Origin of the sequence: Nonomuraea sp. NPDC048892 (assembly GCF_040649735.1) — a bacterium.
Lineage (GTDB): Bacteria > Actinomycetota > Actinomycetes > Streptosporangiales > Streptosporangiaceae > Nonomuraea > Nonomuraea maheshkhaliensis.
This window is the reverse complement of sequence record NZ_JBEZFZ010000002.1, coordinates 314882-326379: the sequence shown is the minus strand read 5'-3', so window position 1 is coordinate 326379 and position 11498 is coordinate 314882. Positions and strand designations below refer to the sequence as shown.

At 72.0% G+C, this 11498-nt stretch carries 11 protein-coding genes; 7 read left to right on the top strand and 4 right to left on the bottom strand.

The genetic code is table 11. The annotated features are described in order from the left end of the window. Nucleotides 1-63 precede the first annotated feature (63 nt). The 4 genes from AB0C28_RS06965 (at nt 64) to AB0C28_RS06950 (ending at nt 4560) form a co-directional block, all read left to right on the top strand. Complete coding sequence (locus tag AB0C28_RS06965; protein ID WP_357841582.1) at nt 64-1143, top strand: dihydrodipicolinate reductase; 1080 nt, start codon at nt 64-66, stop codon at nt 1141-1143. After that, nucleotides 1140-1658: a carboxymuconolactone decarboxylase family protein gene (locus AB0C28_RS06960; protein ID WP_357841579.1), complete on the top strand. Its 519-nt coding sequence runs from the start codon at nt 1140-1142 to the stop codon at nt 1656-1658. The genes AB0C28_RS06965 and AB0C28_RS06960 overlap by 4 nt, the downstream gene beginning before the upstream one ends. Further along, nucleotides 1655-3250, top strand: a complete 1596-nt coding sequence (locus tag AB0C28_RS06955) for a GMC oxidoreductase (RefSeq protein ID WP_357841576.1) — start codon at nt 1655-1657, stop codon at nt 3248-3250. Before AB0C28_RS06960 ends, AB0C28_RS06955 begins: the two co-directional genes overlap by 4 nt. A 215-nt stretch (nt 3251-3465) precedes the next feature. After that, a complete protein-coding gene (locus tag AB0C28_RS06950; RefSeq protein WP_357841573.1) occupies nt 3466-4560 on the top strand; it encodes a glycerophosphodiester phosphodiesterase in 1095 nt (364 codons plus the stop codon). 87 nt (nt 4561-4647) lie between these two features. On the opposite strand, the gene AB0C28_RS06945 is transcribed toward AB0C28_RS06950, so the two are convergent. After that, on the bottom strand, nt 4648-5466 hold the full coding sequence (locus AB0C28_RS06945) for a DUF1206 domain-containing protein (protein WP_357841570.1): 819 nt from the start codon (nt 5464-5466) through the stop codon (nt 4648-4650). 118 nt (nt 5467-5584) lie between these two features. On the opposite strand from AB0C28_RS06945, the gene AB0C28_RS06940 reads away from it, so the two are divergent. Then, complete coding sequence (locus AB0C28_RS06940) at nt 5585-7000, top strand: tetratricopeptide repeat protein (protein WP_358073319.1); 1416 nt, start codon at nt 5585-5587, stop codon at nt 6998-7000. 76 nt (nt 7001-7076) lie between these two features. Continuing rightward, nucleotides 7077-7904 carry a PIG-L family deacetylase gene (locus tag AB0C28_RS06935; protein ID WP_358073318.1) on the top strand — a complete coding sequence of 276 codons (828 nt, stop codon included), beginning with the start codon at nt 7077-7079 and terminating at the stop codon, nt 7902-7904. Nucleotides 7905-7950: 46 nt separating this feature from the next. Here AB0C28_RS06935 and AB0C28_RS06930 read toward each other — a convergent pair whose 3' ends face one another. Together AB0C28_RS06930 and AB0C28_RS06925 are read right to left on the bottom strand one after the other, a co-directional pair. After that, nucleotides 7951-8097, bottom strand: a complete 147-nt coding sequence (locus tag AB0C28_RS06930) for a hypothetical protein (protein WP_357841561.1) — start codon at nt 8095-8097, stop codon at nt 7951-7953. Further along, complete coding sequence (locus AB0C28_RS06925; RefSeq protein ID WP_357841558.1) at nt 8094-8789, bottom strand: hypothetical protein; 696 nt, start codon at nt 8787-8789, stop codon at nt 8094-8096. The genes AB0C28_RS06930 and AB0C28_RS06925 overlap by 4 nt, the downstream gene beginning before the upstream one ends. A 305-nt stretch (nt 8790-9094) precedes the next feature. Here AB0C28_RS06925 and AB0C28_RS06920 point away from each other — a divergent pair, with 305 nt between their 5' ends. After that, complete coding sequence (locus AB0C28_RS06920; RefSeq protein ID WP_358073317.1) at nt 9095-10465, top strand: PQQ-dependent sugar dehydrogenase; 1371 nt, start codon at nt 9095-9097, stop codon at nt 10463-10465. Here AB0C28_RS06920 and AB0C28_RS06915 read toward each other — a convergent pair. Continuing rightward, a complete protein-coding gene (locus AB0C28_RS06915; RefSeq protein WP_357843072.1) occupies nt 10450-11466 on the bottom strand; it encodes a LacI family DNA-binding transcriptional regulator in 1017 nt (338 codons plus the stop codon). The two genes, AB0C28_RS06920 and AB0C28_RS06915, sit on opposite strands and share 16 nt — an antisense overlap. Between the last annotated feature and the right edge of the window lie 32 nt (nt 11467-11498).

The window sequence follows — 11498 nt, the reverse complement described above, 5'->3', positions numbered from 1 at the left end:
AGGGCCGTAGTGAAGGCCGGGAAACCTCTAGGCAACAAACCAAGCGCTTGCTACGCTCCGGCCATGGTGTCCACGATCGTCTGGGGTACCGGCAACATCGGCCGCGCCGCCATCCGCGCCGTCGAAGCCCATCCGGCGCTCGAACTGACCGCCGTCCTCGTCCACGACCCGGCCAAGCTCGGCCGTGACGCCGGAGACCTGGCCGGCCTCGGCCGCCACCTCGGTGTCGCGGCCACCGGCGACCCCGAGGCGGTGCTGGCGACCGGCCCCAGGGCCGTCGTGTACGCCGCCTCGGGCGACATCCGCCCGGCCGAGGCCCTGGCCGACATCGTCAAGGCCGTGCGCGCCGGCGCCGTGGTCGTGACGCCGTCCCTGTACGCCCTCTACGACCACCGCAGCGCCCCGCCCGACATGCGCGAGCCGGTACTGGCCGCCGTCAAGGAGGGCGGCGGCTCCCTGTTCGTCTCCGGCGTCGACCCCGGCTGGGGCAACGACGTGCTGCCGCTGCTGGTCAGCGGGCTGGCGACCACCGTGGACGCCGTACGCTGCCAGGAGATCTTCGACTACTCCACCTACGACCAGCCCGACGCGGTCCGCTACCTGGTCGGCATGGGCCAGCCGATGGACTACGAACCGCCGATGATCGCGCCGACCGTGCCGTCCATGGTCTGGGGCGGCCAGATCCGGCTCATGGCCAGAGCCCTGGGCGTCGAGCTGGACGAGATCCGCGAGAGCGTGCACCGCCGCGAGCTCGACACCACCGTGACCACCGCCTCGATGGGCGCCTTCGAGGCGGGCACGCAGGGCGCGGTCCGGTTCGAGGTGCAGGGCGTCGTGGACGGGGAGGCGCTGATCGTGATCGAGCACGTCACCCGCATCCACCCGTCCTGCGCACCCGACTGGCCGCTCCCGCCGGACGGCGTGGGCGCGCACCGGGTGATCATCGAGGGCCGGCCGCGCATCGAGGTCACCGTCGAGGCCGCCGACGAGGACGGCAACCGCTCGGCGGGCGGCAACGCGACCGCCGTGGGCCGGCTGGTCGGCGCCATCGACTGGCTGGACCAGGCCCCGCCAGGACTGTACGACGCGCTCGACGTGCCCCTGCGTCCCGCCACCGGCAAGCTCGGAAGGAGACGGTCATGAAGATCGACATACCGGAGGGCAAGGACGCCATCGCGTACGTGTGGGGCGAGATGATCCCCGGGATCGGCCCGGCCGCCTCGCGCTTCTCCCTGTCGGTCTACACCCACACGACTCTCGGCCTGCGCGAGTTCGAGGCGGCCAGGCTGCGCATCGCGCAGATCAACGGCTGCGCGTTCTGCCTGGACTGGCGGACGGAACGCGACGGCGTCAAGGTCGAGGAGAGCTTCGCCGACGCGGTGACGCACTGGCGCACGACCGGCGACTTCGACGAGCGCACCCGGCTGGCCGCCGAGTACGCCGAGCGCTACGCCCTGGACCACCACAACCTCGACGAGGAGTTCTGGGGCCGGATGACCGCGCACTACAGCCAGCTGGAGATCGTCGAGCTGAGCATGAGCATCGGTTCGTGGCTGGCGTTCGGCCGGCTCAACCACGTCCTGGGCCTGGACACCGTGTGCCAGCTGCCCAGTGGCGCTTCGCCCGCACCCGAGCCGAGAGTGAGGCCGGCCAGATGAGTCAGAACGAGCTCTCCCGCCGCGGTTTCATCGCCGGGACCGGCACCCTGCTGGGCGCCGCCGCCCTCGGGGTGCACGCCCCGGCCGCCCGCGCCATCGCCTCGGGCGCGCAGGTTCCCGCCCTGGTGATCGGCACCGGGTACGGCGGCGCCGTCGCCGCGCTGCGCCTGGCCCAGGCGGGCGTGGACGTCCACATGATCGAGATGGGCATGGCCTGGGACACCCCCGGCACCGACGGCAAGATCTTCTGCAACACGCGCGAGCCCGACTACCGCTCCTACTGGCTGCGTACGAGGACCAAGGCGCCGCTCAACTACTTCCTCGGCTTCCCCATCGACCGCGACATCCCCCGCCACACCGGCGTCCTGGACGCGGAGGAGTTCGGCGGCATCACCGTCTACCAGGGCCGCGGCGTCGGCGGTGGCTCGCTGGTGAACGGCGGCATGGCGGTGACCCCGAAGCGGGCGAACTTCGCCTCCGTGCTGCCGTCGGTGAACGCCGCCGAGATGTACGACGTCTACTACCCGCGCGCCAACGCCGGCCTCGGCGTCGGCACCATCGACCCGGCCTGGTTCGAGAGCACGGCCTACTACCAGTACGGCCGCGTCGGCCGTAAGCACGCCCAGCGCTCGAACTTCCCGTTCGTGTTCGTGCCCGACGTGTACGACTGGGACTACATGAAGGCGGAGGAGGCCGGCACCGTACCGAAGTCCGCCCTGGCCGGCGAGATCCTCTACGGCAACAACCACGGCAAGAAGTCGCTGCAGAAGACCTACCTCGCCCAGGCCAAGGCCACGGGCCGGGTCACCGTCTCGCCGCTGCACCGGGTCACCTCGGTCGCGCCGGCGTCGGGCGGCCGGTACACGGTCACCATGGAGCAGCTCGACACCTCCGGCAACGTCATCGCCACCAAGACCGTCACCGCCGACCGGGTGTTCTTCGCCGCCGGCAGTGTCGGCACCAGCAAGCTGCTGGTGAAGCTGAAGGCCACCGGCGTGCTGCCCAATCTCAACGGGGAGGTAGGCAAGGGCTGGGGCGACAACGGGAACGTCATGTGCGGCCGGGCCAACCATTTATGGGACCCGACCGGCTCGCTCCAGTCGGCCATCCCGTGCTGCGGCATCGACAACTGGGCCGCAGGGGGCGCGTTCGCCGAGGTCGCGCCGCTGCCGACCGGCATCGAGACGTGGGCCTCGTTCTACCTGTCCATCACCAACAACCCGCATCGCGCGCAGTTCTCCTGGAACGCGAGCGCGGGCAAGGTGGAGCTGAACTGGCAGACGGCGTGGAAGCAGCCGTCGATCGACATGGCCAAGACGATCTTCGACCGGATCAACGCCAAGGAGGGGACGATCTACCGGACCGACCTGTTCGGCGTCTACAAGATCTGGGGCGACCACCTGACCTACCATCCGCTGGGCGGCGCGGTGCTGAACCGGGCGACCGACAACTACGGGCGGCTGACGGCGTACCCAGGGCTGTACGTCATCGACGGGGCGCTGATCCCCGGCAACACGACCGTCAACCCGTTCGTCACGATCACGGCGCTGGCCGAGCGCAACATCGAGCACATCATCGCCACCGACCTCTGACGGCCCTCCTGACGGCCCTCCTCGCGGCCCTCTGACGGCATCGCGGCCGAGCGGCCCCACGGGGCTGCTCGGCCGTCCGGTCCTGTTCCACCGACCGCGGTCCTGTTCCACCGACCGCCTCCGTTCGCCCGATCCGACGGGGTGACGGCCCCACCGACCGCGTCCGTTCGCCCGGCCGTGACCCGCCGTCCACCTGGCGGCGCTACGGTGCGCGCATGACGATGCGCAGGTTGCTCGTGAGCGTGCTGGCCGGCGTCCTCGCCGGCGGTAGTGTCGCCGTCGTGCCCGCCCAGACTCCTCCCGCCACGGCCGAGCGCCGTGGCCACGCCCCGCTCGTGATCGGCCATCGGGGCGCGAGTGCCCACCGGCCCGAGCACACGCTGCTGTCGTACGAGGCCGCCATCGCGATGGGCGCCGACTACATCGAGCCCGACCTCGTCTCCACCAAGGACCACGTGCTGGTGGCTCGGCACGAGAACGAGATCTCCGGCACGACCGACGTGGCCGCGAGGCCCGAGTTCGCCGGCCGGCGCACCACCAAGACCGTGGACGGCCGGCCGGTCACCGGCTGGTTCACCGAGGACTTCACGCTGGCCGAGCTGAAGACGCTGCGGGCCAAGGAGCGCGTGCCCGACCTGCGGCCGGACAACACGGCGTTCGACGGGCTGGCGGAGATCCCGACGTTCGAGGAGGTCGTGCGGCTGGCCCTCGCGCACGGCGTCGGCGTCTACCCCGAGACCAAGCACCCCACCTACTTCGACTCCATCGGCCTGTCGCTGGAGGAGCCGCTGCTCGACGTGCTCGGCCGGCACCGGGTGCGGAAAGCGTACATCCAGTCGTTCGAGACCGCCAACCTACGCGAGCTGAGCGGACGGACGCGGCTGCCGCTGATCCAGCTCATCACCTCCGGCGGGGCGCCCTACGACTGGGTGGCGTCCGGCAGCACGCGGACCTACGACGACATGGTCACGCCCGAGGGGCTGCGCGAGGTGGCCCGGTACGCCGACGGGATCGGCGTGGACACGCGGCGGGTCGTCCCCGTGGACGCGGCCGGCCGGACGCTGGAGCCCACGACGCTGGTCGCTGACGCGCACCGCAGGCGGCTCGACGTGCACGTCTGGACGGTGCGGAACGAGAACTCCCAGCTGCCCGCCGACTACCGGCTCGGCGACGCCGCCAGTCCGGCCTACCCGCGGGCCACCGGGAACGTGATGGGGTGGCTGTCGCGGCTGGTCGAGCTGGGCATCGACGGCGCCTTCTGCGACGACCCTGCCATGGGCCGCGCGGTGGTGGCCAAGCACTCGGCCTGAGCCGGCCCGCTCCCCTTTCGACAGCCCGACCGGGCGCTCGGCCCGGTCGCTCGGCCCGGTCGGCCGGTCCGGTCGCCCGGCGCCAGGTCAGGTGCGGCGCCAGCGGGACTCGCCGAAGCAGTAGCCGGCGAACAGCAGCAGCCCGAGCGCCACCACCACCAGCAGCCACGGCCCGACCGGCGTCTCGGCGAACTCGCGCAGGGTCGCGTCGATGCCGCCCGCCTTGTCCGCGTCGTACGTGATCGCCGCCTGGACGACCAGGACACCGGCCAGCCCGGCGATCACGCCCCTGGCCACGTACCCGCCGACGCCGAGCCGCTCCATGATCGTCCGGGCGCGCGGCGACATGCTCCCGAGCCGCAGCTCCTCCTTGAAGCCCTTCGTCACGCCCCGGTGGATCCAGTACACGCCCAGCGCGATCAGGCCGAGCCCGGCCACGCCCACGATGATCTGCCCGCCGGGCAGCTCCAGCAGCTTGGCCGTCATGTCCTGCGACTTCTGGTCGTCGGACTTCGCCTTGTGCGTGGTCAGCACGCTGATCAGGGTGAGGACGAGCAGCACGTACACCACGACCCGGGCGACCGCCTCGCCCTTCTCCAGCGCCTTGCCGGAGCCGAACAGCGCCTCCGAGGTCTGCCAGAGCGCCAGCGCGACGAATCCGGCCGTCATGACCCACAGGATGACCGAGCCGAACGGCAGCCCGGCCAGCGTGGTGATCGCGCCCGCCTTGTCGGCCTGCTGCGAGCCGTCGCCGGTGGCGATCTGCAGGGCCACCACGCCGATCAACGCGTACAGCACACCGCGGCAGGCCAGGCCCACACGGGTCAGCACGGCCATGGGCCGGCTGGAGGTCGCGCGCCGCGTCGCGGCCTTCGCCTCGCGGCCCGCCTGTTCCGCTGTGTTCACGATTCCTCCCACTTGGTCGATGCCGGTCCCGAGTGCCCAGGAACCGCGCATGTAGGCATCGAAAATCCGGTGCGGCAGGTCTTCCCGCTGGTCACAGTGGTCCGGTTACAGTGGTGCGGTGAGCTGCGATCAGCACGGCCTGGCCATGTCGGGTGCGAGCGCCGCGGCGGTGCGGCACTACGACCGGGCGATCGACGAGTTGCTGCGGTTCAGGGCCGAGGTGGACGCCGAATCGGGGGCCGCGCTGGCCGAGTCGCCCGACTTCCCGATGGGCAACGTGCTGGCGGCGTACCTGGGGCTGCTGACCACCGAGGTCGAGGACGCGCGCACGGCCCGGGTCCGTTTCGAGGCGTTCCTGCGCAGGATCGACGCGACCTCGCTGCTGCCGCGCGAGCGCGCGCACGTGGCGGCCGTGCGGGCGCTGTTCGGCGGCGACTACCTGACCTGCGGCGAACTGCTGGCCGGCATCGCGGCCGAGCATCCGCGCGACGCGCTGGCGCTGGCAGCCGGCCACCAGATCGACTTCTTCACCGGCGACGCCCGCATGCTGCGCGACCGGATCGGCGGCGCGCTGAACGCCTGGCGGGAGGAGGACCGCCATTTCGGTCATGTGCTCGGCATGTACGCCTTCGGTCTGGAGGAGGCGGGCCACTACGACCGGTCCGAGGAGGTCGGCCTGCGGGCGGTGGAGCTCGATCCGCGCGACGTGTGGGGCATCCACGCGGTGGTGCACACGTACGAGATGCAGGGGCGTTTCGGCGAGGGTCTGCGCTACCTCGACGCCCGCATGGGCGACTGGTCCACCGGGACGTTCTTCAACGTGCACAGCTGGTGGCACTACTGCCTGTACGCGCTGGAGAGCGGCGACGAGCGGCGGGTGCTGGCGATCTACGACGCGGTGCTCGCCGACGGGCAGTCCTGCATGGAGCTGCTCGACGCCGCCGCGCTGCTGTGGCGGCTGCACCTGGAGGGCTCCGAGCAGCCCGAGCGCTGGCGGGTCCTGGCCGAGGCGTGGCCGCCGCGCATGGGTGAGCCGTTCTACGCCTTCAACGACATGCACGCGGTGATGTCGTACGTGGGGGCGGGGCGGATCGGCGAGGCCGAGCGGCTGATCGCGGGGCGGGAGGCGTACGTGGCGCGGCCGCGTCCCGGCGTCACCAACCACGGGATGACGCTCAGGGTCGGGCTGCCGGTGTGCCGGGCGATCGTGGCGTTCGGGCGGGGCGACTACGAGACGGTGGTGGAGCTGCTCCATCCGATCAGGCACCGGGTCAACGAGTTCGGCGGCAGCCACGCGCAGCGCGACGCCGTGCAGCGCACGCTGCTGGAGGCGGCCCTGCGGGCGGGGCGGCGCGACGTGGCCAGGGTGCTGGTGAGCGAGCGGATCAGCGTGCGGCCGTGCAGCCCGTACAACTGGCTCAAGCAGGCGGCGCTGGCCGACACGATCGGCGACGGCGCGGCGGCGGCCGTGGCCCGCACGCGGGCGCGGGAGCTCGCGACGGGCGGGCGCCGGCTCGCCGGATCGCCGGAGTAGCGCTCGCCGGCCCCTGACCAGTGCTCGCGACGGGCGGGCGCTCGCTTGTCGGACCCGGCGAGTAGTGTTTCCGGACATGAACCGGCAACTCACCCTGATGGTCGTGCACGCCCACCCCGACGACGAATGCCTGACCACGGGCGGCATCCTGGCCCGCTACGCCGAAGAGGGCGTGCGCACCGTCCTGGTCACCTGCACCAACGGTGAGCAGGGCGACGACCAGAACGGCGTCAAGCCGGGCGAGCCCGGTCACGACGACGCGGCGGTGGCCGCGAAGCGGCTGGAGGAGCTGCGCGAGTCCGTGGGCCACCTGGCCGTCGAGCACCTGGAGCTGCTCGGCTACCGTGACTCGGGCATGGACGGCTGGGAGGGCAACGGCCATCCCGACGCCTTCGCCAACGTCCCCGTGGAGACCGCCGCGGCCCGGCTGGCCGAGCTGATGGAGCACTACCGGCCCCAGGTCGTGGTCACCTACGACGAGACCGGCGGTGGCGGCTACGGTCACCCCGACCACGTCCAGACCCACCGCGTCACGGTCGCCGCCACCGAGCGCAGCGGCATCCCCGACAAGCTCTACTACACCGCCATCCCCAGGTCGGCGATCCTGCGCATGTTCGAGATGATGAAGGAGAGCGGCGTCGACGTCGGCGACTTCGACCCCTCAGGCGACTTCGGCACCCCCGACGAGCGCGTGACGAGCGTCGTCGACGTCACCCCCTACGTCGAGCGCAAGATCAAGGCGCTGCAGGCGCACGAGAGCCAGGGCGACAACATCTTCCTGCTGCGCATGCCCGACGAGGCGCGGATGCAGGCGTTCTCGCACGAGGCGTTCGAGCGGGTGCTGAGCAAGGTCGACACGCCCCAGCACGAGGAAGACCTGTTCGCCGGCCTGCGCGACTCCTGACCCCACCGGCGCCGTCCCGGCTCGGTCCGGCTCCCCCGGGACGGTGTCACTTCTGGGCGAGATCTCTGCCGGGACCCGTCCCTTCGGCGCGGCCGGGTCGGGGCGTGAGGGCCATGGCCAGTTCCTCGGCGGCGCGGGTCATGTCGCCGGTGCGTGCGACCGCCTGGAGGATCCTCAGCTGGGTGAAGGTCATAGCGCCGCGCGCAGCAGGCCGACGATCAGTGGGTGCGGGGCTTCGGGGCGCGAGCGGGTCTGCGGCACGAACAGGGTGGCCAGGTAGAAGGGATGCCCGGGGATCTCCAGCACCCTGGCCTCGCCGTCGCCGTCCACTCCGGTGACAGACAAGCCGCCGTCGTGCAAGGTCTCCTGCCGGCCGGGGTCGAGACCGAAGTTGCAGTAGTAGTTCTCTTCGACGTCGGTACGTCCGTACAGTGCGGCCACCCGGGTGCCGGGGGTCAAGGTGACGGGCATGGTCTTGCCGGCCAGTGAGCAGGTCAGTTCGGACACGAAGAGGGTCGAGGCGTACGGGTCGTACTCCGCGTGCTGGGCGTCCTGATAGCCGAGCACGTGGCGGGCGTACTCGATGATCATGTGCTGGCAGCCGCCGCACGTCCCCAGGGTGGGCACGCCGTGCTCGCGGCCGTGCCGGAGCGCGGCGAGTGCGCCGCGCAGGCTGCGGTACGGGCTGCCGGGCGCGCACCACAGCACGTCGGCGGCCTTGACCTCGGCCAGGTCGGACTCGAGTGATGCGGTGGCCACCCAGCGGACGTCCACCTCGATGCCGAGGTGCGCGGCGGCGTGCCGCAGCGCGTCGTCGGTGGCCGCGTGCGTGGGAGCGGCGGGGTCGCGGTCACCGATGACCGCGACGCGCAGAGATCGATCCATGGCCTCAACTATGCGATGTTCCGGCCTGAGCACCAATGCCGGACCATGCGTGTGCCATGGGCGATCACTCATGTCCAGGCGGGAAGCCTCTGGGCGATCACCTTGGCGGCAGAGACCGTGAGCTCGGCGGTCTCGGGGGTGAAAGTTTCAATGGGGCGGAGGCCGCCCCCACGGATCGCCGCAGATCGCCGGAAGCCTCCGATATGGGGCGGCGGGGTGGATTGTGATCTGGTGGCCGGTCTGCCTACGGTGCTGGCATCACGGTGTTGACATCCGCACCCGGTGGCCCGGTCAAGGAGTCCGTCATGCGCGCGAGAGTCGTTCCGGCCCTGATCCTGATGCTGCTCGCGCTGGGCATCGGTGTCCCGGCCGCCCACGCCCAGGGCGGCTTCGACTTCTCCAGGGCGGAGGTCTCCGTCACCGGTCTGCAGGTGCCCTGGGCGATGGCGTTCCTGCCCGACGGCAGCGCGCTCGTCTCCGAACGGAACACCGGGCGCGTCATGCGGGTGCGTCCCGGCCAGGCGCCCGCCGCCGTCGTCACGGTCAGCGGGGTCAGCGCGTCGGGCGAGAGCGGGCTGCTCGGACTCGCGGTCTCCCCCGCCTACGCCCAGGACGGCTGGGTGTACGCGTACTTCACCAGCACCAGTGGCGACAACCGCCTGATCAGGTTCCAGCTGAGCGCCCCGCAGACCCAGACGGTGCTCTTCTCCGGGGTGCCGAGCGCGACGATCCACGACGGCGGCCGCATCGCGTTCGGCCCCGACGGCATGCTGTACGTCGGCACGGGCGACGCCGGCAACACCGCCAACGCCCAGAACCTGAACAGCCCGGCCGGGAAGATCCTGCGCCTGACGCCCACCGGCGGCGTCCCCTCGGACAACCCGTTCCCCGGCTCCCGCGTCTGGAGCTACGGCCACCGCAACGTGCAGGGCCTGGCCTGGGACGCGCAGGGCCGGATGTACGCCACCGAGTTCGGCCAGAACACCTGGGACGAGATCAACCAGATCGTCGCGGGCGGCAACTACGGCTGGCCTGCCTGCGAGGGCGACTGCGGCAACGCCTCCTTCCGCCGCCCGATCGTCACCTGGCCGACCTCACAGGCCTCGCCCAGCGGGCTCGCGTACGCGAACGACACGCTGTTCGCGGCGGCCCTGCGCGGGCAGCGCCTGTGGACGGTGCCGCTGTCCGGCACGGGCACGCCGGGCACGCCGCAGGCCGAGTTCACCTCCGCGTACGGACGGCTGCGCGCGGTCGCGGCCGGGCCCGACGGCTGGCTCTGGGTGGCGACCAGCAACCGCGACGGCCGGGGCAGCCCGGTCGCCCAGGACGACCGGATCATCCGCGTCCCACCGGCCGCCGGCGGCAACTCGGGCGCGTGCGCGGCGACGGCTTCCGTCCAGTCCCAGTGGGGCACGGGCTATGTCGTGCAGCCGGTCACGGTCACCAACACGGGCACGGCTGCGACGACGGGGTGGACGGCGACGTTCACGCTGCCCGCCGGCCACACGGTCACCGGCTCGTGGAACGCCGTCCTGACCACGTCCGGCCAGAACGTCACGGCCGGGAACACCACGCACAACGGCGCCCTCGCCCCAGGCCAGAGCACCACCTTCGGCCTCCAGGCCACCCGCCCGGCCGGCGACACCCAGCTCCCGGCCGCCTACACCTGCACCTGATCCCCCGGCCCGGGGGGCGGTTGTTCGCCGGAGCCGCGGGTGAGCAGGCGGGTGGGGACGACCACGCGGCGAGCACGGGAGCGGTCGCCGTCCAGCCGGGACAGCACCAGCTCCGCCGCCGCGGCCCCCACCGCCGCCGGGTCCTGGGCGACCACCGTCAGCGGCGGGTCCAGGACCTCGGCCAGCGGCAGGTCGTCGAAGCCGACGAGCGCGACGTCCTTGCGTCCGGCCCTGGCCAGCGCCAGCACCGCCCCCATGGAGGCGAAGTTGTTGCCGGCGAAGAGCGCGGTCGGCGGGTCGGTCAGGGCCAGCAGCCGGAGGGTGGCGCGGGCCGCGGCCTCCATGTCGTGCCCGGTGTCCACGAGCGACCGGTCGAACGGCAGGCCGGCCGCCTCCAGGGCGTCGCGATAGCCCTGGAGCCGCTCGCGGCGGGTGTAGAGAGTGGCGGGCACGTCGCCGACGAAGCCGATCCTGCGGTGGCCGTACCCGATCAGGTGGGCGACGCCCGCCCTGGAGCCCTCCCGGTTGGCGCTGACCACGCAGTCCGCGGTCAGGCCGACGGCCGGCCGGTCGAGGAAGACGATCGGCAGCCCGGCGACCCGCTCTAAGCGCAGATGACGATGGTCGCCGCCGGCGGCGGGGACGACCATGAGGGCGCTCACCCGGCGGGCCAGGAACGTGGCGATCAGCGACTGCTCCAGCCCGGCCGTCTCGTCGGACGAGCCGACGATGAGCGTGAGCCCGCGAGCCCGTACGGCGCTCTCGACACCGCCCGCGACCGTGCCGAAGAACGGGTTGCCCATCTCGGGGATGACCAGGCCGATCGCCGCGTCGCGCGCGCCCACCCGGGTGTTGCGGGCCATCAGGTTGGGCTGGTATCCGAGCCGCCTGACCGCCGCCAGCACGCGCTCGCGCGTCTCCACGGCGACCGGCCCCTCGTCGTTGAGCACCCGGGAGACGGTCTTGGCGGTGACTCCGACCTCGCGTGCCACGTCTGTCATCGTCGGACGCCGCATTCGGCTCATCCTAGGTC